This window comes from uncultured Dokdonia sp. (genome assembly GCF_947492815.1).
In the GTDB taxonomy this organism is placed as follows: domain Bacteria; phylum Bacteroidota; class Bacteroidia; order Flavobacteriales; family Flavobacteriaceae; genus Dokdonia.
Genome location: NZ_CANLOB010000011.1, coordinates 1 through 24,432, shown reverse-complemented (window position 1 = coordinate 24,432; position 24,432 = coordinate 1). Strand labels below are relative to the sequence as shown.

Annotated in this window: 30 protein-coding genes; 20 read left to right on the top strand and 10 right to left on the bottom strand. The window is 33.6% G+C overall.

The window, feature by feature from the left end:
• Positions 1-111: 111 nt before the first annotated feature.
• Positions 112-792 (top strand): hypothetical protein, encoded by a 681-nt coding sequence (locus tag Q1A01_RS11810; RefSeq protein ID WP_299680766.1) that lies wholly within the window; start codon positions 112-114, stop codon positions 790-792.
• Positions 793-802: 10 nt separating this feature from the next.
• Here Q1A01_RS11810 and Q1A01_RS11805 read toward each other — a convergent pair whose 3' ends face one another.
• From Q1A01_RS11805 to Q1A01_RS11795, 3 genes are all read right to left on the bottom strand, one after another.
• Positions 803-1,171, bottom strand: a complete 369-nt coding sequence (locus tag Q1A01_RS11805) for a sulfite exporter TauE/SafE family protein (RefSeq protein ID WP_299680763.1) — start codon at positions 1,169-1,171, stop codon at positions 803-805.
• A gap of 118 nt (positions 1,172-1,289) precedes the next feature.
• Positions 1,290-2,240: a lytic transglycosylase domain-containing protein gene (locus Q1A01_RS11800; protein ID WP_299680761.1), complete on the bottom strand. Its 951-nt coding sequence runs from the start codon at positions 2,238-2,240 to the stop codon at positions 1,290-1,292.
• A gap of 23 nt (positions 2,241-2,263) precedes the next feature.
• Positions 2,264-2,917, bottom strand: coding sequence for an alpha/beta hydrolase (locus Q1A01_RS11795; RefSeq protein WP_299680759.1), 654 nt, complete (start codon positions 2,915-2,917; stop codon positions 2,264-2,266).
• A 207-nt stretch (positions 2,918-3,124) separates the two neighbouring features.
• On the opposite strand from Q1A01_RS11795, the gene Q1A01_RS11790 reads away from it, so the two are divergent.
• Together Q1A01_RS11790 and Q1A01_RS11785 are read left to right on the top strand one after the other, a co-directional pair.
• Positions 3,125-3,424: an N-acetyltransferase gene (locus Q1A01_RS11790; RefSeq protein ID WP_299680756.1), complete on the top strand. Its 300-nt coding sequence runs from the start codon at positions 3,125-3,127 to the stop codon at positions 3,422-3,424.
• Between the two features lie 182 nt (positions 3,425-3,606).
• Positions 3,607-4,305 carry a hypothetical protein gene (locus Q1A01_RS11785; protein WP_299680753.1) on the top strand — a complete coding sequence of 233 codons (699 nt, stop codon included), beginning with the start codon at positions 3,607-3,609 and terminating at the stop codon, positions 4,303-4,305.
• Between the two features lie 29 nt (positions 4,306-4,334).
• Here the strand turns inward: Q1A01_RS11785 and mtaB are convergent, their stop codons facing one another.
• Positions 4,335-5,666: a tRNA (N(6)-L-threonylcarbamoyladenosine(37)-C(2))-methylthiotransferase MtaB gene (gene mtaB, locus Q1A01_RS11780; protein ID WP_299680751.1), complete on the bottom strand. Its 1,332-nt coding sequence runs from the start codon at positions 5,664-5,666 to the stop codon at positions 4,335-4,337.
• A 187-nt stretch (positions 5,667-5,853) separates the two neighbouring features.
• Here mtaB and Q1A01_RS11775 point away from each other — a divergent pair, with 187 nt between their 5' ends.
• Positions 5,854-6,210, top strand: coding sequence for a four helix bundle protein (locus Q1A01_RS11775; protein ID WP_299680748.1), 357 nt, complete (start codon positions 5,854-5,856; stop codon positions 6,208-6,210).
• Positions 6,211-6,272: 62 nt separating this feature from the next.
• The gene (locus tag Q1A01_RS11770; protein ID WP_299681064.1) at positions 6,273-7,847 is read left to right on the top strand and encodes an ABC transporter substrate-binding protein; all 1,575 of its coding nucleotides are present in this window, start codon (positions 6,273-6,275) and stop codon (positions 7,845-7,847) included.
• A 4-nt stretch (positions 7,848-7,851) separates the two neighbouring features.
• Here the strand turns inward: Q1A01_RS11770 and Q1A01_RS11765 are convergent, their stop codons facing one another.
• Complete coding sequence (locus Q1A01_RS11765; RefSeq protein ID WP_299680745.1) at positions 7,852-9,105, bottom strand: hypothetical protein; 1,254 nt, start codon at positions 9,103-9,105, stop codon at positions 7,852-7,854.
• 173 nt (positions 9,106-9,278) lie between these two features.
• Between Q1A01_RS11765 and Q1A01_RS11760 the strand changes: the two genes are divergently transcribed.
• The 5 genes from Q1A01_RS11760 to Q1A01_RS11740 all read left to right on the top strand — a co-directional run bounded on the left by Q1A01_RS11760 (position 9,279) and on the right by Q1A01_RS11740 (position 10,602).
• On the top strand, positions 9,279-9,539 hold the full coding sequence (locus Q1A01_RS11760) for a hypothetical protein (RefSeq protein WP_299680742.1): 261 nt from the start codon (positions 9,279-9,281) through the stop codon (positions 9,537-9,539).
• A gap of 71 nt (positions 9,540-9,610) precedes the next feature.
• Positions 9,611-9,880 carry a hypothetical protein gene (locus tag Q1A01_RS11755; protein ID WP_299680739.1) on the top strand — a complete coding sequence of 90 codons (270 nt, stop codon included), beginning with the start codon at positions 9,611-9,613 and terminating at the stop codon, positions 9,878-9,880.
• A gap of 1 nt (position 9,881) precedes the next feature.
• Positions 9,882-10,163: a hypothetical protein gene (locus tag Q1A01_RS11750; protein WP_299680736.1), complete on the top strand. Its 282-nt coding sequence runs from the start codon at positions 9,882-9,884 to the stop codon at positions 10,161-10,163.
• Between the two features lie 10 nt (positions 10,164-10,173).
• Positions 10,174-10,449 (top strand): hypothetical protein, encoded by a 276-nt coding sequence (locus Q1A01_RS11745; protein WP_299680733.1) that lies wholly within the window; start codon positions 10,174-10,176, stop codon positions 10,447-10,449.
• A 15-nt stretch (positions 10,450-10,464) separates the two neighbouring features.
• Complete coding sequence (locus Q1A01_RS11740) at positions 10,465-10,602, top strand: hypothetical protein (protein ID WP_299680730.1); 138 nt, start codon at positions 10,465-10,467, stop codon at positions 10,600-10,602.
• Positions 10,603-11,047: 445 nt separating this feature from the next.
• Here Q1A01_RS11740 and Q1A01_RS11735 read toward each other — a convergent pair whose 3' ends face one another.
• The gene (locus tag Q1A01_RS11735; RefSeq protein WP_299680727.1) at positions 11,048-12,223 is read right to left on the bottom strand and encodes a GlmU family protein; all 1,176 of its coding nucleotides are present in this window, start codon (positions 12,221-12,223) and stop codon (positions 11,048-11,050) included.
• Positions 12,224-12,355: 132 nt separating this feature from the next.
• Positions 12,356-12,820 (bottom strand): DUF4442 domain-containing protein, encoded by a 465-nt coding sequence (locus Q1A01_RS11730; protein ID WP_299680724.1) that lies wholly within the window; start codon positions 12,818-12,820, stop codon positions 12,356-12,358.
• A gap of 240 nt (positions 12,821-13,060) precedes the next feature.
• On the opposite strand from Q1A01_RS11730, the gene Q1A01_RS11725 reads away from it, so the two are divergent.
• From Q1A01_RS11725 to Q1A01_RS11690, 8 genes are all read left to right on the top strand, one after another.
• Positions 13,061-13,597, top strand: coding sequence for a DUF4870 domain-containing protein (locus Q1A01_RS11725; RefSeq protein WP_299680721.1), 537 nt, complete (start codon positions 13,061-13,063; stop codon positions 13,595-13,597).
• An 89-nt stretch (positions 13,598-13,686) separates the two neighbouring features.
• Positions 13,687-14,145 carry a hypothetical protein gene (locus Q1A01_RS11720; RefSeq protein WP_299680719.1) on the top strand — a complete coding sequence of 153 codons (459 nt, stop codon included), beginning with the start codon at positions 13,687-13,689 and terminating at the stop codon, positions 14,143-14,145.
• Positions 14,146-14,322: 177 nt separating this feature from the next.
• Entirely contained in the window at positions 14,323-14,664 is a 342-nt protein-coding gene (locus Q1A01_RS11715; protein WP_089373066.1) for a PadR family transcriptional regulator, read from the top strand.
• Positions 14,661-16,403, top strand: a complete 1,743-nt coding sequence (locus Q1A01_RS11710; protein ID WP_299680714.1) for a PspC domain-containing protein — start codon at positions 14,661-14,663, stop codon at positions 16,401-16,403. Before Q1A01_RS11715 ends, Q1A01_RS11710 begins: the two co-directional genes overlap by 4 nt.
• A 38-nt stretch (positions 16,404-16,441) precedes the next feature.
• Positions 16,442-16,891 carry a nuclear transport factor 2 family protein gene (locus Q1A01_RS11705; RefSeq protein ID WP_299680711.1) on the top strand — a complete coding sequence of 150 codons (450 nt, stop codon included), beginning with the start codon at positions 16,442-16,444 and terminating at the stop codon, positions 16,889-16,891.
• Between the two features lie 12 nt (positions 16,892-16,903).
• On the top strand, positions 16,904-17,680 hold the full coding sequence (locus Q1A01_RS11700; protein ID WP_299680708.1) for a nuclear transport factor 2 family protein: 777 nt from the start codon (positions 16,904-16,906) through the stop codon (positions 17,678-17,680).
• Between the two features lie 8 nt (positions 17,681-17,688).
• Positions 17,689-18,234 (top strand): hypothetical protein, encoded by a 546-nt coding sequence (locus Q1A01_RS11695; RefSeq protein ID WP_299680705.1) that lies wholly within the window; start codon positions 17,689-17,691, stop codon positions 18,232-18,234.
• Between the two features lie 117 nt (positions 18,235-18,351).
• Positions 18,352-19,089, top strand: a complete 738-nt coding sequence (locus Q1A01_RS11690; protein WP_299680702.1) for a head GIN domain-containing protein — start codon at positions 18,352-18,354, stop codon at positions 19,087-19,089.
• 180 nt (positions 19,090-19,269) lie between these two features.
• Here the strand turns inward: Q1A01_RS11690 and Q1A01_RS11685 are convergent, their stop codons facing one another.
• Together Q1A01_RS11685 and trxB are read right to left on the bottom strand one after the other, a co-directional pair.
• Entirely contained in the window at positions 19,270-20,061 is a 792-nt protein-coding gene (locus Q1A01_RS11685) for a hypothetical protein (protein ID WP_299680699.1), read from the bottom strand.
• Between the two features lie 242 nt (positions 20,062-20,303).
• Positions 20,304-21,266 (bottom strand): thioredoxin-disulfide reductase, encoded by a 963-nt coding sequence (trxB, locus tag Q1A01_RS11680; protein ID WP_299680697.1) that lies wholly within the window; start codon positions 21,264-21,266, stop codon positions 20,304-20,306.
• A 229-nt stretch (positions 21,267-21,495) separates the two neighbouring features.
• Between trxB and Q1A01_RS11675 the strand changes: the two genes are divergently transcribed.
• Both Q1A01_RS11675 and Q1A01_RS11670 read left to right on the top strand, forming a co-directional pair.
• The gene (locus Q1A01_RS11675) at positions 21,496-22,614 is read left to right on the top strand and encodes a PQQ-dependent sugar dehydrogenase (RefSeq protein ID WP_299680694.1); all 1,119 of its coding nucleotides are present in this window, start codon (positions 21,496-21,498) and stop codon (positions 22,612-22,614) included.
• 4 nt (positions 22,615-22,618) lie between these two features.
• Complete coding sequence (locus tag Q1A01_RS11670) at positions 22,619-23,050, top strand: cytochrome c (protein WP_299680691.1); 432 nt, start codon at positions 22,619-22,621, stop codon at positions 23,048-23,050.
• Positions 23,051-23,052: 2 nt separating this feature from the next.
• Here Q1A01_RS11670 and Q1A01_RS11665 read toward each other — a convergent pair whose 3' ends face one another.
• The gene (locus Q1A01_RS11665) at positions 23,053-24,171 is read right to left on the bottom strand and encodes an MBL fold metallo-hydrolase (RefSeq protein ID WP_299680688.1); all 1,119 of its coding nucleotides are present in this window, start codon (positions 24,169-24,171) and stop codon (positions 23,053-23,055) included.
• Positions 24,172-24,432 lie beyond the last annotated feature (261 nt).

Genomic DNA, 24,432 nt, shown 5'->3' with positions numbered 1-24,432 from the left:
GTCTAAAAATTAGGATATTGCGTAGTTCACCCGAACTTCTTCTCTACTTGACGAAAAAATTTTAACAGTCGCTAAAGACCTCATACTTTTACAATTCCAAATTATAATTGTATGAAAAGATCATTACTTATTTTAATGTTTCTTACCGTATCTGTACTTTCTGCTCAAGAGAATTCTATATTTTTCTCTCAAGCATTAAATGCACATATTCCAAAGTACATTAAAGATGTAGAGCAGGCCATTGCTCTCAATGAGAAAGATACTATTGCATATTTATTTAATGACTTGGTTCGTCATTCTTTAGTAGGAACTTATTTTGATGACTTCAATTCCAATAGTCTTGGTAAAAAGAATATACCATTTTCTAAGTTTGAAAAACCCGTTTTATTAATCACATATTCCCCTTGGTCTATACCTAGTAAAGGAGAAATGCCTGCACTTAATGAGCTTGCTAAAGCGTATGGAGACCAGATTGATATTGTACTTCTATTTTGGAGTGACCCAAAAACAGCTCGTAAAAAAGCTAAAAAATATCATCACAAAATAAAAATACGTTATGTAGATGATCAAGATAACAAAAACACTCAGATCATACGTAATCTTAAACATTCGTTAGGATTACCGCTTATTTTCAGTGTAAGTTCTAATGAAATCGTATTAAATGTAGAAAAGAGATTGGTTAATAAGCTAGATCAAACTATAGAGAACTGTTATACTAAAAACATAGAGTTGTACAAAAATAGTATCCTAAGGCTATTATCTAATGAAGATCTATTGAGTACGACTCCATAAGAATTGCTTGTTATTTCCCCCAGAGCATCTTTACAGCGATAATAAGTAAAATCGCTCCAAAAATTCTTTTTAACGTTTTCTGATCTAAGTTTACAGCAAACTTTGCTCCTATATACCCTCCTACGACAAAGAAAAGTGCTATTAGTGCTGCATACTTCCAGTTTACATAGCCTTCGCCATAATAATTATATGCTGCAATAAATGTAACAGGAACTGCAAGAACTGCAAGACTCGTACCTTGCGCCTCATGCTGATTAAAACCTAATAACAAAATCATTAAAGGAATCATAACTACTCCTCCTCCTACTCCCATAATTCCACTTAACAAACCTGCCAAAAGCCCTATTATAATAAGCGAAATAATAATCGTTGCATTCATATATTTGATGGATAATTTTCCATAAAAATAGGGAAACCAAATTCTAAAAAACACAAAAAAGGGAAATGATTTTAAAAATTCATTTCCCTAGTAATACCATAGATTTATACGAAAAAACTTACTTTCCTAAAGAATAATAACCTTCTTTAGGTATATCAATAAAGTATTGTTTTCTTGATTTATTATTAAGGTGTGGCTCTCTTAACCAAGGGTTATGGAGTTTCAAAATCTTATAATTAATACCAAAACGTTCTGAGAAAGCTACAAAATCTGTTACAGCTGTATCGACACTTACTTTATACGTAGGGATATAATTATATAAATCTTGTTTATTAAAATTAAACCCGTATTGAGCTGGGTGATTTAGAATTTCTTTTAGGGCTATTATTCTAAACACATAACGTCCAGTTTCTTCTCCTAACAACAAATCATAATACGTATCTACATTTTGACTTTTCATACGCCTACTCACTCCTGCATTTCCTGCATTATATGCAGCTGCAGCAGCTGTCCAACTTCCAAAACGTTCTTTTGCCTTTTTAAGATATGTACAGGCAACACGTGTTGATTTTTCTATATGATAACGTTCATCAACATTATCATTTACCTCTAATCCATATTCTCTACCGGTAGTTTTAAGGATTTGCCAAAACCCAGTTGCTCTTGCTGGAGACACTGCCTGCGTAAGGCCGCTTTCGATAACTGCTAGGTATTTAAAATCATCAGGAACCCCCTCTGCCGCTAGGATAGGTTCTATAATAGGAAAATACTTATTAGCTCTTTTAAAAAGCAGCAAAGAATTAGATTGCCAATAGGTATTTACTAATAACTCTCTATCCATACGTTCCTTAATATCTGGATTTTCAACAGGAACAGCTTCTCCTGCAAAATTCAAACCTTCAGGTATAGGCAAGGCATATACATTATAATCATTGACTAATTTCTCTTCTTCTTGCAACTGCTCTGTATCTACTTTCACCTCATCATCAGGAAGTTGCACAGCATTAATAGCTACCACTACAATCGCAAGTAGTCCAATTACAGCAAAAATGCGCTCTATTCGTTTCATAATTCTATTTAATTTATAACAATTTAATCATTTTCAATAAGTTGTGGAAGGTTTTCATTGAACCATTTATATTTAGTTATCACCATAATATGTGACCCTCCAGGTATTGTAACACAATTATCAATATATTTTATAGGAAAAACACGGTCTGTATCTCCATGAATATGTAATATACTCGGATCCGACTCTTCTTGATCCCAACACACCATTTCTTTTACAGCCCAACTCATATAATGTCTATCATTCATAGACAAATACTTCTGATACAAAGCAACCCTATCTTTTACTGTTTCACCAAACGCATATTTAGCAAGTTTATCTATATCTTCTATCAGTCTTGTAGGTAGTATAGTATATAATTTTAGCTTTCGCGAAAGCTTCATTCGTCTGGGCAATTCATATTTTGACTTTACACTACTAACGATAATTAGCTTTTTAAGCGATATGTGTTTTGCCATTTCCTGTACCAAAACCCCTCCAAAACTTACTCCTAACAGCACGCTATTATCATGCACAATAAATGCAGTCATACGTTTTGCATAATCACTGATAGTCTCTTTAGGTTTAGGCATTTGCCATTCTAAAAGATGTATTACAAATCGATCTTCGGGTAATGCTATATACTCAAAAATAGATGGATTTGCAGCCATCCCTGGCATCAAATAGAGATGTGTCATCTATCTTTACTATAAGGGTTTAACATAATTAAAAATGCGTATGTAGGTATTTTTTTGTACCTTTGCAAGAACTTAATATTAAGAAATCTAAAAGTTATTAAAAACGCAGTTATACATAACGTTTTAAATTCTCCTTACAAAATTATAAAAGAGATTTCTTAAATACTCATAATTATACTATAAATACCCTAATATATTTACAAATTTATGGAAGCAATGACAGTAATTGAATTGACAGATAATGAGTTCTTGAGACAATTTGAAGCAACGTTTAACGACAAAATGGCAAAAATTGAGTACTCATTACAGGAAAGAAAAATCTTCCTAACTAAAATCACCATGCCTGAAGGTACTGAAGGTCACATGAATGATTTTATAGTTTCTGTTTTTAATGAAGTAGAAGACCGTAATATTAGTCTTGTTCCTACAAGTCCAGAGATTGCAAAATTTATGAGATCAAATCGTCGTAAATACAAAAAATTATTACCTGTAGGTATCAATATCTAGTAATAGATAAATCAATTAATAAAAAGCCCATGATCATATGATTATGGGCTTTTTTATATCTATTAAATAACGCCCTAGTTTTCATAGATTTTTATAGACTAAGTGATTTCTTAGATATTTCGTTTTTCTTGTGATTGTATCTTGCGTCTCATAATCAACATATTAACCAAAAAATCACTCACTTGAAAACGAATTACTTTACTTCCATATGTTGCATACTCTTAATGTATGCTTGCAGTTCTGGTCCTACTCCATCTGAACAACAAATTAAAAAAGACATTGCTGCTATTTACTTAGCAGAATCTACATTTGAGGACATTACAAACGGTACTCTAGGCGATGTAGAAAATGTTGATGTCAAAAATGTGTATGTATCTCAAAGCGCTATTTTAGATACAATGGACATTAATATTTCGAGAAATAGCATTGCTGCTATTACGTATGAGAATTTATCTAATGAAGAAAAAGACGACTATAATTATATAGGTGTTCTTATTGATCAAAAAAATAAAGAAGAAAACCCTTTTTCATTCTCTGTTAAAACATTAGAAAAAATGATAGCAACTAAGAAAATTGCATATCAATTTGCTGAATCTATAAAAAATAAATCATATCAAGATCTTGTCCCCATTATGAAAATTGGAGAAGATCCAACGCAAACTGTAAAAACCATAAGTGATTATTTTTCAAAGAATACAGCTGCTACAGGAACTATCGTTAATTTCTACTATTATGGCGCTGGAGAAGGGGAACATCAATCTAAAACCTATTATTCACATTTAGGCACGTTTGTATATGGTAATGGAATGACACAAAATTTCTTTGTTAATATATTTGAAAATGAGTCAGTAATAGAAGGGTATACTATTGATTCGCTATAAACTAGCATATCTTCAAAAGGTATATACCGTTATATGGTTTGTACAGAAATGAAATCAAAACGCACAATACCATCATCACCTATCTTAGTGAGGTTGATATCATGTAATGTATTCACAAGCTCCGGGTTCCACGGGGCTTTTACTTTGATATAATTTTCTGTAAACCCATGAATATAGCCTTCTTTATTTTCTCCTTCAAAAAGTACCGTACGTTGCGTGCCTAATTGAGACTCATAAAAAGCACGCCTCTTTTTTACTGAAAGTCCTCGTAACATTTTACTACGTTTACTTCTTACATTTTTAGGCACAACACCTTCCATAGTCGCTGCGGCTGTATTATCTCTTTCTGAATATGTAAATACGTGTAGATAAGAGATCTCTAACTCGTTTAAGAAATTATAGGTATCTAAGAAATGTTCATCAGTTTCTCCTGGAAAACCTACTATAACATCTACACCTATACATGCTTGTGGCATCACTTCTTTTATTTTAGCAACACGATCTACATATAATTCTCGTCTATATCTGCGACGCATTAGCCCTAGTATCTCATTACTCCCGCTTTGTAGTGGAATATGAAAATGAGGAACAAAGGCACGTGAATTTGCAACAACGTCTATCGTTTCATTTTTCAGCAAATTAGGTTCTATAGATGAGATACGCAAACGTTCTATACCCTCTACTTTATCGAGTGCTGTCACCAGTTCTAAAAACGTATGCTCATGTTTTTTATTTCCCAACTCCCCTTTTCCATAGTCGCCTATATTCACTCCTGTTAATACAATCTCTTTAATATCTTGCGCTGCAATTTCTGAAGCATTTTTTAGCACATTAGATAAGGTATCACTACGAGAAATTCCTCTTGCCAATGGAATGGTACAGTAGGTACATTTATAGTCACAACCATCCTGCACCTTCAAAAAAGCACGTGTTCGATCACCCACAGCATAAGAACCCACATAAAAATCGGCTTCTTCTATCTCACAGGAATGTATTTCACCATGATCATTCTTGGAAAGATCATGAATATAATCTGTGATTTTAAATTTTTCTGTAGCTCCTAATACAAGATCAACCCCATCTACCGCTACTAGCTGTTCTGGTTTTAATTGTGCATAACACCCTACTGCTGCTACAAAAGCTTCTGGGTTTACTTTTTGAGCTTGTTTTACAATTGTTTTAAAACGTTTATCAGCATTTTCAGTAACACTACAAGTATTAATTACATAGATATCTGCCTGCTCAGAAAAGTCCACACGATCAAATCCCTCATCTGTAAAATTACGAGCGATCGTTGATGTCTCTGAAAAATTCAATTTACATCCTAATGTATAGAATGCTACTCTCTTGCGTGAATCCATGCTAACTAAAAATAAGTAGGCAAAATTACAATTTTTAATTGGATGAAACATTAGTTAGTTTGAAGTTGGGTGTTGGGTGTTGGGTGTTGGGTGTTGGGTGTTGGGTGTTGGGTGTTGGGTGTTGGGTGTTGGGTGTTGGGTGTATTAATATTTTAAAATTGTACCTTAAACACTTAATTAAAAATAAATGAGCTTTAAATTTGAAAAACTACATATTTGGAAAGATGCTATGAGTTTAGGCGAAGAAATCAACTTAATGGCAGATACTTTTCCTAAAAAAGAAATATATAATTTATCATCTCAAATTCGACGTGCAACAGATTCTATTGCATTAAATATTTCTGAAGGAAGCATTCTACAGTCAAACCCAGAACAAAGAAGGTTTTTAGGATATTCCATTCGATCTTTAGCCGAAGTGGTCACTTGCTTGTACAAAGTAAAAAATAGAAAGTATATTAATGATGAAATTTTTAAAAAGAAATACGACTTTTGTTATAAGTTAATGAATATGATGATAGCATATCGTAATAAATTCAATTCTTGAAAACATCCAACATCAAACATCCAGCATCCCTTATAAAGTACTATATACTGTATTCATTTGCAATCACAGTATTAGTAGGATGCTCCTCCAGCGACTCAGAAAACCGCGACCATCTTGTTTTTAGATATAATGAACAATATCAAATCTCTACACTAGATCCTGCATTTGCTCGTAATCCCCAAATTATTTGGCCTACCAATCAACTATTCAATGGACTTGTACAGTTAGATGACAATCTCAATATTCAACCCGATGTTGCAAAAACCTGGCAAGTTTCTGAAGATGCATTACAATATACTTTTACTTTAAGAGACGATGTTCAGTTTCATAAACACCCTCAATTCAAAACAAAAGACAGCACTCGTTTTGTAACAGCAACAGACTTTGTCTATAGTTTTGGAAGACTCACAGACCCTTCTGTTGCCTCTCCTGGGAGTTGGGTTATGAATAAAGTAGACAGTTACAAAGCGCTAAATGACAGTACATTTACGATACAACTCAAACAACCCTTTCCTGCATTCTTAGGATTACTAAGTATGCGGTATTGCTCTGTAGTTCCTAAAGAGGTGGTTGATTTTTATGGAAATGATTTCCGTTCAAATCCTATTGGAACAGGGCCTTTTAAATTTAAACGTTGGGAAGAAGGTGTCAAATTGGTATTACGCAAAAACAATCACTATTATGAGTTTGATGAAGAAGGAATACGACTTCCTTACCTAGAAGCAGTAGCTATTACATTTTTACCTGATAAGCAAAGTGAATTTTTACAATTTGCTCAAGGAAATATTGATTTTCTAAATTCTCTAGACCCTTCCTATAAAGACGAATTATTGACTGCTTCTGGACGCTTACGCGAAAAATACCAAAACGATGTTGACCTAAGTGTGAGTCCGCAATTAAACACAGAATACATTGGTTTTTATTTAGATAGTAGTACCGACGAAGTACAGTCAGAATTACTTCGAAAAGCGGTCAATTATGGTTTTGACCGTCAAAAAATGATCACTTATTTACGTAACGGCATTGGAGAACCTGCCAAGCACGGGTTCATCCCTATGGGATTACCTGGCTTTGATTATATAAAAGGGTATGCATACAATCCTAAGCTTTCGCGAAAGCTTATTAAAAAATACAAAAAAGAGAGTGGTAATATGGATCCTATGATTTCTATAGGAACTAATAGTCAGTATCTTGATATTTGCGAATACATACAACGCGAACTCCAAAAATCGGGACTTCGTGTAGAGATTAATGTGATGCCACCATCTACCTTACGACAGATGAAAAGTAGTGGTGAGCTAGATGCTTTTCGTGCAAGCTGGATTGCAGATTATCCAGATGCCGAGAATTACTTAAGTTTATTTTATAGTAAAAACTTCACCCCAAACGGCCCTAATTATACCCATTTTAAGAGTACAGATTACGATTCTATTTACGAACACAGCCTTTCTATGGTAGATGTAGAAACTCGTAAATTGGACTATGTCAGAATGGATAGTATTATTATAGCAAAGGCGCCTATCATTCCTTTATATTACGATCAAGTGGTTCGCTTTACGCGAAAAAACATAAGTGGCTTGACACCTAATCCTCAGAATTTTTTGGTGCTTAAGAGAGTAAAGAAGACTAAGATATGAGCATTTATTCTTTTGATGATCTAAAATCACTTAATTTTTGATAAACATTATAAATTTCGAAATATTCTTTTTTCAAGTATTCAAACATAGGATATTCTTCTTCTTTTACTTGTCCCGTAATACTTTGCATTTCAAATTTATTATTCAACCACACATCGTCATCCTTATATTCTATGTTATCTAGTGCAAGATACTTTTTAATATCTTCTTCATCCATATCATAGGATAGAAGTTTAATCTTTGTAGTTAATTCCCTTATAGATTTCTCATCATATAATTGCTGCAAATCTTCTTTAATCAATTCGTAATCTGCATCACTCACATTATTAATATCTAAATTTCTTTCTTTATAGAAATTTTCATATACATCATCTATATAGGTATTTAACTTTACAATTTCACTTGAATTTTTTATCTTTTCTAATTCGCATCTATGTAATTTCCTCCAAAGTGCTTCTGCTATTAACCCTTCACCTAACTCACCATATGAGGTTAAATTATAAGTAGCATAAGGTTCATATGTGTATATAGATTTTAAAAAATCTGTATTATCGTTTCCATGAAAAAGTAAATTTCTCAAATACATATTGATTCCTAAATGATTCCCTATAGCATCTATTTGAGTAAGGATTGTTTGATCTTTTATATCTTTATTTTTTTTAGGACTTAAACAATCTTGGATTAAAAAATCAACAGCTTGATCTACCGTATTTATTAACTTGGCTTTTTCTTTTAATTCATCAAAAGGTAACATAGAAGCTTCCATTTCATCTCCTTCCTCTTCATAATCACTATCAAAATAATTAAATGGTATAATTTTTCTTGATTTAGTTTCTAAGAATGTTTCTAATCGATATTGATATATATCACACTCAAGTTCTATACTTTGTTCTAGTTTTTCTGCTTTTTTCTTGTCATATTCTTTACCTATTAAAATATGAATAGGCTTGATTTTACTTACAATATTTTCATTAAATGTTTCTAAATACGTTTTAGGTACTTTAACCTGTAGTTTATCATCATTTAGCTCAGTTAAATTGATCAAAAGTTCTATTTCTTGTATTTCAACTTTTACTACAAAATATGTGTGGTTTTTAGACTTATAAGAAGCAAGAGTATCGATAGCTAGTTGTTTTTCTCTAAAAATAGAAATCACAGACTGATTTACTATTTGAGTAGAAAATTCATAAAAGTCATACTTATCTAAAGAGATTAACTCTTCATCATTTATAACTAAATATACAGTAGTTGTTTCCATTAATTGTTTAGTCTTTTAATACATCCATATTTTTTTAAAAATACTCTAAAAGATGCTCATATCGTTAGTAATACGTAATAGTTTTAAGCAATCCTTTCAGTGAGTCAATCACTTACTATTGTAACATTTCATCATTTTCTACTACCCATTAGTATAATCAATACATAACGATTATGGGGTATTTTGGAGGAGCTGCTGTAAATCAAGCACTAAAAGCAAATAGAGATCTATTAAAAAAACGTACTAAAAGAAAAAGGACACAAACAACTGTATCTAATAAAGGTTGGATAGATCATAAGCATGCTACAGCTGAACAATTGGTTGAAATAAGAAACAAAATCTACAAACAACAAAAAATAAGCATCATAAAAACAATCATAACAATGATGATGATCATTTTAGGGACTATCACGATCATCTACTTATCTACCTGATCATAAATTAGTCATTATGTAACATTTCATCATTTTCTACTACCCATTAGTATAATCAATACAGAACGACTATGGGATTTGGAGGAAGTGTAGCAGCGGCTAATCAAGCAATGAAGGCAAACAGAGCTATGCTTGGTAAGCATAGAAAAGGGAAATTATCACTTGTAAGTTCTCAAAATGAAAAATGGGAAGATCCTAAACAACCTACTTTTGAACAGCTTATGGAGATACGTACTAGAATACGTAAAGAAGAAAAAGTAAGACTTAAAAAAATATTGATTATTAGTATCACTACGCTTATCTGTATTATCGCAGGCGCGATATACTTTATGAATTTATAATATGAGAAGACTAGACATGAGTAGTATTGGCTTTGCCGCTTTAGGAAGAACGCTTATCAAAAATAATAGAGCGCAACGTCCTGAATCAAAAAGAAATATTTCACTAACCAGTGAAACAACTCATTATATTGACCCTAAAAAGGCAAGTCCTGAATTATTAGAACAGATTAAGGATAAGATCGAAAAAGAAAATAGAAAAAGGCTAAAAAGAGTAGTAATTATAACAAGTATCTTCTTCTTTATTGTACTATTTAGCATGTATTATATGATTATTAACCTTTAAAAAAAGAGCTATGCCATTAGGAGAATCCATGATCACTGTATTGAGAAGCAATAAAAGGAAAAATGTAAATGATTCCTATTTTAAAAATAGAGCTACAACTATAAAAGATAGACAAAAAGAGAGTTTTGATCATACATCCGCAAGTCCACAACTTCTACATAAGATCAAGACTGAAATAGAAGCTCAACATAGAAAAAGAAATAAGACACTACTTCTAATAGGTGGTATCATTTTCATCATACTAGCGACTACGCTATGGTTCTTAAAAGATCAAAACTATATATAATCTAAAACAACGAGTATGCCACACGGATCAGGAACAGCACACAAAGCAATGAAAGCTAATAGCGCATTACTACCAAAGCGCAAGAAGCAAAAATTCTCTTATGCATCTTCAAAAGACGAAACAAATCGCTTTACTAAGAAAGCAACCCCATAGCAGTTACAAGAAATTAGAGATCGTATTCAAAAAGAAAAGAAACAAGAACAGAAAAAGTTTATTATAATCACGATAGTCTCCATAGTGATTCTATATTTTATAGTCACAAGTATAGACTGGAATTGGTGGTATAAAGGTTTTAGGTAATAAATATTATTTTTTAGCTAGTAGTGTGATCTCTCCTATCAATGAGGTAATGTTATTCGTCATTTCGACAGAGTGAAGTATGAGCGACGAGAAATCACATAACAGTAAACCTAACACTTCTCTCTTAGCTTCTTGTGTGATCTCTCCTTACACTCGAGATGACTACAACTCATCATTTTGACAGAATGATGAACGAGCTTGCTTGCCGTAGGAAGGAAATCAAATAACAGTGAGATTTAGAATTAATAAGACCTATCGACTAACGACTAATAGCTATTTCGCGAAAGCGGAAAAACAATTATTCTCTACGATACTGCTTGGTCTCTTCAAATACATGATTTAAGATGGCCTCATCTTGCTCAGTCAATTCTATATCACGACGAGCCAAGGCAATACGAGCCGTTTCATACGCTTTTTTAGGAAGGTGGGTTACAAAGCCATTAGCACCACCCCATTGAAATGAAGGTACAAAATTACGAGGAAAACCGCTACCAAAAATATTGGTGGCTACTCCTATCACTGTACCTGTATTAAACATAGTATTAATACCACACTTGCTATGATCACCCATCATCAGGCCACAAAACTGTAGTCCAGTGTTTGCAAAACGTCCCGTTTCATAATCCCATAATTTTACAGACGCATAGTTGTTTTTAAGATTCGAGTTATTACTATCTGCTCCTATATTACACCACTCTCCTAATACTGTATTTCCTAAGAAACCATCATGTCCTTTACTTGAATACCCAAACAACACTACATTATTCACCTCTCCTCCTACTTTACAGTGAGGTCCCACGGTAGTGCCGCCATATATTTTTGCTCCCATTTTTACAGTAGCATGTTCGCATAATGCAAAAGGACCGCGTATCATAGATCCTTCCATAATCTCTGCATCTTTTCCTATATATATAGGACCATTTTCAGCATTCAAAGAACATAGAGGTAATTTAGCTCCTTCTTCTATAAAGATATCTGCAGCATTCAAGGCTACGACCATTTGCGGAATAGGTTGTGAAGATCTTCCTTCCGTAAGTAGTGCATAATCTTCGGCGATAGCACGTCCGTTTTTAGAGAAGATATCCCAGGTATGTTCTATTTTAAATAAATCTTCGAAGGTATACTCAATAATATCATAAGTATCAAAATCGACTTCTTGATCTTCTTTTGTATAAAAAGCAATGATCTCTTCTCCATCAAAAATAGCTTGTCCTTCAGTCATACCTTTAATAATCGTCACCAGATTAGGCGTAGGTAAATAAGACGCATTAATCATGATATTTTCAGGAAACTCGACCATAGGCCACTTATCGCTCAAATATTCTTCAGTAACTGTAGAAGTTGTATATCCTAAGAAACGTTCCCATTTTTCTCGAATGGTTAAAATTCCTACACGAATATCGGCTACGGGGCGAGTATATGTAAACGGTAATAATTGGTTACGAACCGTTCCGTCAAAAAGAATATAATTCATGATACGACAAGCTTGATTGTTAGAAATACGAAATTAGAAATTAGAAATTAGAAATACGAGCAATCGCAACCATTTCTGATGTAGAAAAATAAAAGAAAGGTTATGAAATTATAACAAAGACCATAAGTAAAGTCACTTTTTTGACCTCACCTTCACTGTCCATTCAAAATTAAATTCACTTACTTGAATTCCTTCTGTATTGGTTCCTATAGATTTCATCCAACAGGTTTGCCCTTCGCCTGTCTCTATAGCCTTTTGAATAGTTTCCTTAATCTTTGCACCATCTTCACAAGTAAAGGTGATACGACCTGTTGCTTTTTTTGTAAAAGAAGCATTATTGGAAGCAACCAACATAGAAATCTTCTCATTACTATTTCTAATATATGAAATCACTAAGGCTCCTGTAGAAAGTTCGGCGGCCATTCCTTGTACTGCCCAAAACATACTTTTAAATGGATTTTGATTAATCCATCTGTGTTTTACTTGTACTGTACTAACGTCTGCATTTATAGTTTTTAACCGTACACCTGTAAACCATGCTGCTGGTAACTTAAGCATCGTAAACATATTAAATTTCCTAGCACTCAAAATCTTCATATCATTCATTTTCTACAAAAGTAGTGATTAATTTCAGGTCATGCTTTTATGATACGGACACAACACCTTTATATTTTAAAAAAAAATAAAAAATACCAAAAACATCATAATACATTAATAATAAGCATTTTAAATTCAATTTATCATTCATTAAAAAGTTAATAAAATGTTAATTTTTAGTACTATGCGTAACATAATACCTTTTAAAAGACATATATTTGTATAAGAAATTAGTAAGTAATGGAAAGCACCGTAACAACACACCACAAAAACCTTAGCACATTTATACACTTATCTACCTTTAGTAAGTGGTTTATCCCTTTTGGTAATTTGATTGCTCCTCTCGTTTTATGGAGCGCTCAAAAAAACAAATCACGATTTGTAGAAGAGCATGGAAGAGATGCTATTAATTTTCAGTTAAGCATTCTTATTTATACGATTGCATTGGTCATCATTAGTATTCCATTTTTTGTATGGCAAGCAATTAAGTTAGAAGGTACAAATGGGCATCTTATCATTAATGATCATTTCCATACGCATGGAGATTTTGCTAGCGCAAGTACCCTATTAATCATTGCTATTATCGTTGGCACTCTTGCATTAGGCTTAGCCATTTTTGAAATTGTAAGTGTTATTTCTGCAGCTATAAAAGCTTCAAATGGAGAGAACTATAAGTATCCGTTCTCTATTAATTTTATTAAAGCTTCTACAGTAGAAGAAATATCTGATAGTTCATCAGAAGAAACAACAGAGCAAACGGATACAACAGAAGAATAATGAATCATACTATCAACATAAAGCTTATTCTATCAATTGGAGTCTTTGTAATTCTGTCCTTCTTTTTTCATGAGCTAGCACATTACACTATGGGCACGCTATTGGGATATGATATGACAATGACTTTAAACACAGTAACTCTTACAGAAGGTACTTATGCACATGATTGGGAACGTCAGTTAGTAAGTGCAGCTGGTCCTATATTTACAATCATTACTGCTGGAATATTCTTTTATGTATTACGTAAAAAAGACAACAAATATGTATATATATTATTACTTATCGCGTTTATTCAACGTTTTTTAGCAGCCGCGATATCATTACTTAATCCAAATGATGAAGCACGAATAAGTGAATCACTAGGTATTGGAAAAATGACATTACCTATTCTTGTATCATTGCTATTATTTGGATTCGTCTATAAAATGGCATCGACCTATAAATATCACTGGAAATTTAATCTCATCAGTTTTTTTATCATTAGCATTTTTATCGCTGCATTGGTATTTACAGATCAAACAATTATTAAGCCTATGGTTTATAATTAAAAATCAATATACGCTTTCGCGAAAGCGAACCTATGAGATTCACAACCATAGGAAGAGCGAAGTGTTAAAGCGTATAAAGAGAAATTCATCATCAATCACAATCAATCAAATCATCTAAACATAACGTTTAGAACAATCAAAAAATGAACAGTTTAACGCATATTAAAATGGAAATCTATGAAGGTTGAAAACACCAAAGCACAGATGCGTAAAGGCGTGCTAGAGTATTGCATCCTGTCTGTATTAAAAGACGACGATGCCTACGTAGCCGAAATCTTAGACACACTCAAAGATGCTAAATTACTTGTAGTAGAAGGTACAATATACCCACTACTTACAAGGCTTAAAAACGCAGGATTGCTTAATTATCGCTGGGAAGAATCCACAAGCGGACCCCCACGTAAGTACTATGGGCTTACGGAAACAGGACAACTCTTTTTAAATGAACTCACAACCACCTGGGACGAATTACAAACCGCAGTAACGGTAGTAACCTCAACAAAAAAATCAAAAAAATGAACAAGACAGTAAATATAAATTTAGCCGGTATTTTCTTTCATATAGATGAGGATGCGTATGCCAAATTACAACGCTATCTCACTGCGATCAAACGTTCATTTGAGGGCGTTACGGGAGAAGATGAAATCATAGCAGATATAGAAGCTCGTATTTCTGAACTTTTTAGTACTAAAATTCAAGATGCGCGTCAAGTAATAAGCATTAAAGAACTAGACGAAGTTATTGCCGTAATGGGACAACCTGAAGATTATATGGTAGATGACGACATCTTTGAAGATGCTCCAAAAAGTAAAAAATCAAAAAGAACACAGTCTTCAGGTAGTGGAAAAAAACTATATAGAGATGTAGACAATGCTTATATAGGCGGAGTTTCTAGTGGTTTAGGGCATTACTTTGGAATAGACTCCATATGGATACGCTTAGCATGGGTATTCTTAGTACTTGTAGGTTTTGGATCTCCAATATTGATCTATATCTTACTATGGATTTTAATGCCAGAAGCAACCTCTACAGCCGATAAACTCTCAATGACGGGAAAGGCAGTTAACATTGACAATATTCAAGAAAAAGTAAAAGAAGGATTTGAAAATGTGGCTGACGCGGTAAAAAACGTAGATTATGATAAGTATGGGAACCAAGCTAAAAAAGGAGCCCAAGGTTTTTTCCAAACCATAGGAAAAATAATCATGTTCTTTCTAAAAGTTCTTGCTAAAATCGTAGGAGTACTCTTTATTATTACAGGAGCGTCTGTTGTGATATCACTATTTGTAGGATTATTTACAGCGGGTACTGTTGACATCATTTATGACGATTTTGGAAATTATGGAGATTTTATTCACACAGCTGGTGTTCCACTTTGGTTAGCTTCTATACTAATATTCTTTGCTGTTGGAATTCCATTTTTCTTCCTATTCTATTTAGGGTTAAAAATATTAGCAGGTAATTTAAAATCAATGCCGCTTGCAGGAAAACTATCCTTACTAGGTATCTGGTTATTATCCGTTATTGGTATTGGAGTAATTGGAATACGTGAAGCAACAGAACATTCATTTACAGGGAAAGTAACGACTCAAGAAACACTTGCTATCGCAGCAAATGACACACTATCTGTTAGAATGCAAGGAAATGATTTACTTCCTGGAGAATTACGTCGTTCTAATAACTTCCTTATGGAATATGATAATAATGGAGAACGTGTATATATGAGACGAAATGTACGTCTTATTGTACGCAATACTACAGAAGATAATGCCTATTTAAAAATCCAAAAGGAAACAAATGGACGTAGTTTTTCTGCGGCAAAAGAAGAAGCAAGTCGTATAGATTATAACTTTGAAGTAATAGACAATACATTATATCTAGATGGGTTTTTCTCAACCGTAGCGAGTAGTAAATTTAGAAGTCAAGAAGTACAAGTAATTCTATACCTACCTGAAGGCACTACACTCTATGCTGATAACAATACATACAGCTATCACCGTAATAGCAGTCGTTACAGAGATTTACTAGATAATGGTAATGAAGAGAAGTTCTTACTCATGAAAAGAGGAAAACTCGTATGCGATACATGTACAGAAAGTCAAGAGAACTCCTCTACTAATCGTGAATACGAATGGGAACAACGCTCTTACCAAGAAGGTGAAGAAATACCAGATTGGGAGAGAGACGATGCTACCGAACGTAATAGCTGGAAAAAAGACACATTAGAAAAAGCTTCTTGGGAAAAAGATAGTATTTAACAAGCGTAAGAATCATTCATCAATCAAAAAACGAACTAATGACAGCAGCAAGACTCATAGCTTTTCTTATCCTCATGCCTTTTATAGGCATAGGACAAGTAGCTAAAGATTCTGAGCTTTTTAAAACAATTGCAGCACTTGATAAGCAATATTTTGATGCGTATAACACCTGTGACCTTAAAACACAATCCAATTTATATGCAGAAGATATCAAGTTTTATCACGATAATGGAGGACTCAGTACAGTAAAGCAAGACATTATAAATGCTATTGAACGTAATATCTGTAACAAAGTAACAAGAACACTCGTTCCAGAAAGTTTAGAAGTTCATGCTATTAAAGATTTTGGAGCTGTCGCAATGGGATTACATTCTTTTCAGAATAATCAAGAACCCGATGCAGTTTCTAAGCCTACTAAATTCATTATGATTTGGAGGCAAGTAAACCCTACTAAATGGGAAATAGCAGAAGTCATTAGTTTACATTAATCAATCATATCAATGACCATTTATAAATCAATCATAGTAATCCTTTTTATTCCATTTTTGAGTCTGGCACAAGTCCAGCAGGATTCTGAATTATTTCTAGAATTACAAAAAATGGATGCTCTTCTTTTTGAAGAAGGTTTCAACAACTGTAATAAGGAAGCTATGGAACTCGCTTTAAGTGAAGATCTTGAGTTTTTTCACGATAAAGGAGGTGTTACCAAAGGAAAAGATGTCTTCATAACATCTTTTCTCACAAACATGTGTGACGCTAATAAAAAACCTATTCGCAAATTAGTACCTGGTAGCCTTACTGTTTTTCCACTTCGTAAAAACGGATCATTATATGGCGCTATTCAAAAAGGGGTACATGAATTCTTTATCAAAGAATCCGGTAAAGAAGTATATAAAACCGAAGTATCTCAATTTACACATCTGTGGCTTAAAGAAGATACAGGATGGAAAATATCACGTGTTTTGAGTTATGATCACAAAGCACCAGAGATCAATACTAATGGAATTAAAGTGGCTACTGAACTGCTTGCAAGTTACGCTGGCAATTACAAAGCACCTCAAACAGGAAACGTAACCATATCTGTAAAAGATAACGTTATGCATCTTGATGCTGGAAATATGCAAGCAGATTTAGTGGCAAAATCAATAGATACGTTTGCGCATCCACAAGCGCCTATTGCTTTACAATTTATTGCAAGAAAAGATGGAAGCATAGAAAAATTTATCGTGTTAGAAAATGGCAAAAATGTAGAAGAAGCTATTCGTGTAGAAAAATAAAAAAAATCATGAATTTACATCTCTCTTTTAAAAATCGATTCTTATTTACAGTAGTAGTAAGCCTACTAATGTGGTCATTTTTAGCTTGGGATTATTTTCATGATGGTGTTCCAACACATTATATATTGCATGATGACAATTTACCAGGATTCTCAAATTGGTGGGGAGCCATTACGATACCCTTAGTTACTTGGGGGCTATTGTATCTAATATATCTTAGAACACTCAAAGAAGTATCTAAGAATATATCCGCATCTATTATCTATGGTTTTATAGGGTTTCTCCTATATGCTATTGTCTCATCGTTTTTTTTCAAAGCTGGTTTAGAAACAGTTCTTATGTACATGGCTATTAGTCTTATGATACTATCGTTTTTTGTGCCAATATATAGACCAGAATGCTTATTAGGATATATACTAGGGATGACTTATATGTTTGGATCTATATTACCATTGCTGTTTGGAATCATTTTTTGGACATTATATATCATTGCTTATAAGCTTCCTAGAGGTATTGTTCAATATATAAACAAGAAAAAATACAATTCAGCCTAAAAAAATAACAGTTGGGCTCTTTACGCTTTCGCGAAAGCGTATAATGGAGCACTTTTACAGCAAATAAAAGAGGAATCATTCATTACAATCAATTAAACAATCAAAAATAAAGGAATCATGACAACACTAATTAAATTTATTATCGGAGTACTCACTTCGCTTTTGGTAACATCTTGCGTCTTTAACGGCGACTTTGGACAAGTGCGAGGAAATGGAAATGTACAAACAGAAAACTTTAACATCACACAAGATTTTGATGGTGTTACTGCAGGAAACGGATGGGATGTATATTTAGAAAAAGGATCTGAAGTATCTGTCATTGTAGAAGCAGATGAAAATCTGATTGAACTAGCAGATATTTATGTAAAAGGAAGTACGTTAAAAATCTATTCTGAAAATAACATCAGTAGCGCAACATCCAAAAAAGTTTTTGTTACTTATGTAGGAAATCTACAATCTATAAGCGCCAATAGCGGAGCCGATATTGTCACAAAAGAAGTATTAAAAGGAGAAGATTTAAGTCTTAATGTATCCAGTGGAGGATCTATAAAAGCAGAAGCTATTGTACGTAATATAGATACAGATGTAAGCAGTGGAGGATCTATACGTCTTGCGGGAAGTTCAGAAAAATTAGATGCAGATGTATCTAGTGGTGGCGTTATAAATGCTAAAGAATTGAGAGCAAAGTATGCAAACGCAAGCGCATCTAGTGGTGGAAACATCGATATTAGAGTAACTGACAAATTACGCGCACGTGCTTCTAGCGGTGGCGATATAGATTACTGGGGAAATCCTAAAGAAGTAGATAAGCCTAAGAAAAATTATTCTGGAGGAAGTGTAGATGCAAAAGAGTAAACAACTCACTCCTACTTATTATATAGCAAACCAACCCACCTATGTGTGCAATCACTGCTCTTGATTCACACGAGAAAGCCCACAATAATTATTGTGGGCTTTTTTTGATGTATGATCTTGATACTACAATAGTAGATCATACCTCATAATTAACATCTGATATTTAAATGAAAATTATTTTTAACAGGGTTGGAATCCATATTTCGCATCTGGAGCTATCAATTGTAAATACACTGTATCTCCACTATTTAATTGATAGTCGGCAAAACTCATTCCTACAGATCCTGATGTATTAGGATTTGCTTCTCCATTTACAGAGTAAAACCAAAAGACAAAATCTGCATTTGGATTTGCACTAAGATCATAACAAGAATTACTAAGGTCAGCCTTTAGTGTTCTATCATTAATTGTGATACTAGAGATATATGGTTTTCCACCTATATCTACTGTCTCATAACTAAAAATACTTGGAAATGCTTGACTTGCTCCTAAAACTAATCGTTCTATAGTAGTACTACCAGATCCGAATACAATTTGGAAAAACTGAGAATTAGCATAAGGTCCGCCTATTTTATCTACAGCGTCATTGCCTTCACAAGTAAAATCAAGAACTTCTCCACTATCCATATTTGGATAATTTACAACAAGATAAAAAACAGTACTATCTTCAGTAACTGGCCCATTAGAAAGAACATCTCCTATCATTTTGGTACCAGAGTTATGTAACACATTTTGAAGTAATCGTAAAGAACGGCGGTAAGAACTTAATGTTCTCGTCATTGCAAAATTACTTTTTGATGTACTAGGTAAATGCGCTACTGTTCTTCTTAATACAGAACGCTCAGCCTTGGTCAATCCATTATCTTCGTGCTCGGCAGATTTTACTGGATCTTTGATAAATGCTTTTAAATCTTTATCACTAGAGAGTAATACATGGATGTAGTGTAATAAATTTGATTGTGATTTTTTCATAATTTCTATTTTAGATATTTTGTTTAACAATGAGCTCATTATTGTTAAACACAAAGTTGACACTTGTCTTTGTTTAAAAACAGCGTATTTATACCTGAATTAGAAATCAAATATTTTTAACATACTAAAAATCAATAATTTAAATTCAAAACTCTTATTGTTTATTACATGTAAAAAATCCTTCTTAGCCAAAACTAAGAAGGATTTCCTATAAGTTATATAAATGTTTCTTGTGCTTGTGCTTACGCCTCTGCCTCTACTACACTTTCTTTTGCAGCAAGATAACGTTCAGCATCTAGTGCAGCCATACATCCTGTACCTGCTGCAGTAATTGCCTGACGATATACATGATCTGCTGCATCTCCAGAAACAAATACACCTGGCACATTCGTTTTTGCTGTTCCAGGTTCATTAATGATATATCCTGTTTCATCAAGATTCAGGTACTCTTTAAAGATTTCTGTATTCGGTTTATGTCCAATAGCTACAAAAAATCCTGTAGCAGGAATGTCATGCTTCTCTTGTGTTTTATTATTAAAAACACGAACTCCAGTCACTACTTGACCATCTCCTAAAACCTCATCTGTTTCTGTATTAAATAAGATTTCTATATTTTCTGTATTCTTAACACGAGCAGCCATAATCTTAGATGCTCTAAATTCGTCACGACGTACAAGCATTGTTACTTTGGTACATAGTTTAGATAAGTAATGTGCTTCTTCTGCTGCAGAGTCTCCAGCTCCTACAATCACGACTTCTTGATTCTTATAAAAGAAACCATCACATACAGCACAAGCAGATACGCCACCTCCTAAGTTTAAGTATTTTTGCTCTGATTCTAGTCCTAAATATTTTGCTGTAGCTCCCGTAGAAATGATGATAGTATCTGCATGAATTTCAGTTTCACCATTGACCCATGCTTTATGCACATCTCCAGAAAAATCTACCTTAGTAATCCACCCATCGCGTACATCTGTATCAAAACGTTTTGCTTGATTCATTAACTCAATCATCATCGCTGGTCCTGTAATTCCATCTGGATAGCCTGGGAAGTTTTCGACTTCATTAGTGGTAGTCAATTGACCTCCAGGTTGCATTCCTTGGTATAATACAGGCGCCATATTTGCTCTTGCTGCATATATAGCCGCAGTATATCCTGCAGGTCCCGATCCAATAATTAAGCATTTTACGTGTTCAATTTCCATATTTTTATGCTTTCGCGAAAGCGTATAAAACACACTTCGCTGTTATAATATTAGTTAGTAAATATACAGTACAAAAGTAGGTTTTTATGTAAAACCCTTACAAAGATGTTATCAAGAAAACCTATGAGTTAATAACATAATACAATAAACCTCCGCCTTAAAACATATCATAATGTTAAGAATACTGCACATTTAAAGAATATTGAGTATTTTTCAGAAAAATTAAACCATGAAAAATAATTTCCTTTTTTTCTTCATGTTAGTGATCACAAGTTTAGGTTGTGCTCAAGAAACTAGAACCAACGATTTTGAGTTAAAACAAAACGATAAGTACACCATAGAAATGATCGTCCCAGATCTTGTAAATCCATGGGGACTAGCATTCTTACCTGATGGATCGATGCTTATTACCGAAAAAAGTGGAGAGCTTATCCATTTTAAAGATGGAACAAAAACAATAATTTCTGGCACTCCAGAAGTTTCTAGTCGTAATCAAGGAGGATTGTTGGATATACGTTTACATCCTGATTACAAAAAGAATGGATGGATATATATTACTTACTCCTCTGTAGAAGGTGATGGTGAAGGAGCACATACTGCATTAATGCGTGCAAAACTTAAAGGAACAGCACTTACCAATCAGGAAGTTTTATATAAAGGAAGCCCTAACACAAGAAAGAGTCATCATTTTGGTTCTCGTATTGTGTTTGATGATAAAGGGCATGTTTTTTTCACCATAGGAGATCGCGGTGCTCGTGATGAAAATCCTCAAGATATCACGCGTGATGGTGGTAAAATATATAGACTTAATGATGATGGAAGCATTCCTAAAGACAATCCTTTTGTAGGACAATCTGGCGCTAAAGAAGCCATTTGGTCTTATGGACATCGTAATCCTCAAGGAATGGCGATACATCCTAAAACAGGAGCTGTATGGACTCATGAGCATGGACCACGTGGAGGGGACGAAGTAAACATTCCAGAAGCTGGAAAAAATTATGGATGGCCCGTTATTTCATATGGAATTAATTATAGCGGAACGTCATTTACAGACATCACAGAAAAAGAAGGTATGGAGCAACCTATTTATTATTGGGTACCGTCTATTGCACCTTGTGGAATGGACTTTGTTTCAGATAGTAAATACGGAGATTTAGATGGAAGCTTATTAGTAGGTTCTCTTAAATTTAAATACATAGAACGCCTTATTTTAAAAGGAAATACCGTAGTAGGTCGTGAAAAACTATTGACAGATGCAGGACGTATGCGTAATGTGGTGATGGGTCCCGATGGTTATGTATATTTAGGAATTGAAGGGGCTGGTATTGCTCGTATGATAAAAAAGTAATGCTATGAAAAAGTTACTTATTATAAGTACTATAGGTTGTTTATTGATGGGGTTTACATTACAAAACGAATCATCCGTATACACTACAGCTCAAGATCCACTTAAAGAGAGTATTGAACGAGGTGCCGAAGTATATACAGAATATTGTGTACAATGCCATTTAGGAAAAGGAGAAGGCATTCCTAAAATATTCCCTCCGCTTGCAAAATCAGACTGGCTCACTAAGGATAATATCACAAATGCCATACGTGTTGTAAAGTACGGACAAACTGGCAAGATCACAGTGAATGGGGAACCTTATAATGGTGTTATGGCAGAGCTAGGTCTTTATGAAGATGAAGTTGCTGATGTCATGAATTATATCATGAATAGCTGGGGCAACTCTTACGATACAATGATTACTGAAGCACAAGTAAAAAAAGTAACGAAAGAATAGTATCATCTATTTTCTACATAGTTTTTGATATATGTTGTTGCTTTCTCGATGGTATTTCTATTTACAATTCTTGGATGTCTTCGCAACCATACATATTGATGATACGCTAGTGTTAATTCATTAGCAGTCACATACGCTTCTGCTAATAATGCTCTGGCTTTTGCTTCCACGCCCCAATCAATATCTGGTACTGTAGCAAAAGCTTGTTCTAATACGCTAATTACTTCTTTATGTTTTTGCTTTCGCGAAAGCGTAACCGCCTTTACATAATATCCATCCATTACAAATGGTGCAGACTGAATAGCTTTATCATATGCAGTGATTATTGTATCAAAATCTCCAGACGCCTTTTCATGTTCAGATCCTTCTTTAATAAATGCTAATGCACTATAATATTCTGACGACCATTCCTGTACTTTATTAGAAGGCATAAAAACTAAAATTTCTGCTGATGTATCTCCTTTAATCGGTGTGTACGTATTTGTAGTTAATTGTACTACTCCTTGCTTATCGGTTAACCATCCATCTACTGGTTGCATCCAGTTTTTATGTTGTGTAACTTCTGGAAGTAAGTAATGATTTGGGATATATACTGCATTAGGAAATAATTCATAATAGGCATCTCTTGGGTGCCCAATAATATAATCTACATCTGCCAGTTGCTGTACTTCTTCTGTAGTAGGTATTTCATTATCTCCCAAGTGTGCAATTTTAACTCCATCTATTTCCACCACCCAAATAGTATTGTAATTCTGATTTCCTGATTTTCCAATCTGTTCTGCAAAACTATGCTTACTAGCTATTCCTGTAACTAAAACGTCATTAAATCGATACAATCCTGCATCTCTATATATGGGTGTATTTTTACTAAAATATTGGCTCCCATCATGATCATAATGTGGATGTGTAATTAGCACCAAATCGGCAGGAATATCTTCTGGAAACGTAAATCCCATTTGTCTATAACTATGGTATGGATCTATTACTACTCGTGTACCTTGAGAGGATTCTATTACAAAAGCGGCATGGGCTATGTATTCTATTTTTAGTGATTGGGCTTGCATATAGCTACCAATCAATTGAAATATCAATACTAAGAATAGTAAGGTCCTTTTTATCATTGTAGTTTTTTTGATAAAGATAGGTAGGAATTTAGAAACCCTTTGTTGTAAATACAAAAGTAAAGCTGCGCTTCCTACTTTTTTATTTCTAAACGCTTCTCAAAATTATAGTTTCAGATACCAGCAACAGAATTTAGAGAATCCTTAAAAACCCTTTGTTGCAAATACAAAAGTGAAGCTACGTTTTTTACTTTTTTATTTCTAAACGCTTCTCAAAATTATAGTTTCAGGTACCAGCAACAGGATTTAGAGAATCCTTAG

Excerpts from the sequence above, each read along its gene's own strand:
- Q1A01_RS11710 (WP_299680714.1), top strand. The coding sequence starts at position 14,661 with ATGAACAAGACAGTAAATATAAATTTAGCCGGTATTTTCTTTCATATA.
- Q1A01_RS11805 (WP_299680763.1), bottom strand. The coding sequence starts at position 1,171 with ATGAATGCAACGATTATTATTTCGCTTATTATAATAGGGCTTTTGGCA.
- Q1A01_RS11735 (WP_299680727.1), bottom strand. The coding sequence starts at position 12,223 with ATGAATTATATTCTTTTTGACGGAACGGTTCGTAACCAATTATTACCG.
- Q1A01_RS11795 (WP_299680759.1), bottom strand. The coding sequence starts at position 2,917 with ATGACACATCTCTATTTGATGCCAGGGATGGCTGCAAATCCATCTATT.
- Q1A01_RS11760 (WP_299680742.1), top strand. The coding sequence starts at position 9,279 with ATGGGGTATTTTGGAGGAGCTGCTGTAAATCAAGCACTAAAAGCAAAT.
- mtaB (WP_299680751.1), bottom strand. The coding sequence starts at position 5,666 with ATGGATTCACGCAAGAGAGTAGCATTCTATACATTAGGATGTAAATTG.
- Q1A01_RS11715 (WP_089373066.1), top strand. The coding sequence starts at position 14,323 with ATGAAGGTTGAAAACACCAAAGCACAGATGCGTAAAGGCGTGCTAGAG.
- Q1A01_RS11675 (WP_299680694.1), top strand. The coding sequence starts at position 21,496 with ATGAAAAATAATTTCCTTTTTTTCTTCATGTTAGTGATCACAAGTTTA.
- Q1A01_RS11810 (WP_299680766.1), top strand. The coding sequence starts at position 112 with ATGAAAAGATCATTACTTATTTTAATGTTTCTTACCGTATCTGTACTT.
- Q1A01_RS11670 (WP_299680691.1), top strand. The coding sequence starts at position 22,619 with ATGAAAAAGTTACTTATTATAAGTACTATAGGTTGTTTATTGATGGGG.
- trxB (WP_299680697.1), bottom strand. The coding sequence starts at position 21,266 with ATGGAAATTGAACACGTAAAATGCTTAATTATTGGATCGGGACCTGCA.
- Q1A01_RS11720 (WP_299680719.1), top strand. The coding sequence starts at position 13,687 with ATGGGCACGCTATTGGGATATGATATGACAATGACTTTAAACACAGTA.
- Q1A01_RS11800 (WP_299680761.1), bottom strand. The coding sequence starts at position 2,240 with ATGAAACGAATAGAGCGCATTTTTGCTGTAATTGGACTACTTGCGATT.
- Q1A01_RS11725 (WP_299680721.1), top strand. The coding sequence starts at position 13,061 with ATGGAAAGCACCGTAACAACACACCACAAAAACCTTAGCACATTTATA.
- Q1A01_RS11790 (WP_299680756.1), top strand. The coding sequence starts at position 3,125 with ATGGAAGCAATGACAGTAATTGAATTGACAGATAATGAGTTCTTGAGA.
- Q1A01_RS11700 (WP_299680708.1), top strand. The coding sequence starts at position 16,904 with ATGACCATTTATAAATCAATCATAGTAATCCTTTTTATTCCATTTTTG.
- Q1A01_RS11765 (WP_299680745.1), bottom strand. The coding sequence starts at position 9,105 with ATGGAAACAACTACTGTATATTTAGTTATAAATGATGAAGAGTTAATC.
- Q1A01_RS11755 (WP_299680739.1), top strand. The coding sequence starts at position 9,611 with ATGGGATTTGGAGGAAGTGTAGCAGCGGCTAATCAAGCAATGAAGGCA.
- Q1A01_RS11685 (WP_299680699.1), bottom strand. The coding sequence starts at position 20,061 with ATGAAAAAATCACAATCAAATTTATTACACTACATCCATGTATTACTC.
- Q1A01_RS11690 (WP_299680702.1), top strand. The coding sequence starts at position 18,352 with ATGACAACACTAATTAAATTTATTATCGGAGTACTCACTTCGCTTTTG.
- Q1A01_RS11730 (WP_299680724.1), bottom strand. The coding sequence starts at position 12,820 with ATGAAGATTTTGAGTGCTAGGAAATTTAATATGTTTACGATGCTTAAG.
- Q1A01_RS11665 (WP_299680688.1), bottom strand. The coding sequence starts at position 24,171 with ATGATAAAAAGGACCTTACTATTCTTAGTATTGATATTTCAATTGATT.
- Q1A01_RS11695 (WP_299680705.1), top strand. The coding sequence starts at position 17,689 with ATGAATTTACATCTCTCTTTTAAAAATCGATTCTTATTTACAGTAGTA.
- Q1A01_RS11750 (WP_299680736.1), top strand. The coding sequence starts at position 9,882 with ATGAGAAGACTAGACATGAGTAGTATTGGCTTTGCCGCTTTAGGAAGA.
- Q1A01_RS11745 (WP_299680733.1), top strand. The coding sequence starts at position 10,174 with ATGCCATTAGGAGAATCCATGATCACTGTATTGAGAAGCAATAAAAGG.
- Q1A01_RS11775 (WP_299680748.1), top strand. The coding sequence starts at position 5,854 with ATGAGCTTTAAATTTGAAAAACTACATATTTGGAAAGATGCTATGAGT.
- Q1A01_RS11705 (WP_299680711.1), top strand. The coding sequence starts at position 16,442 with ATGACAGCAGCAAGACTCATAGCTTTTCTTATCCTCATGCCTTTTATA.
- Q1A01_RS11740 (WP_299680730.1), top strand. The coding sequence starts at position 10,465 with ATGCCACACGGATCAGGAACAGCACACAAAGCAATGAAAGCTAATAGC.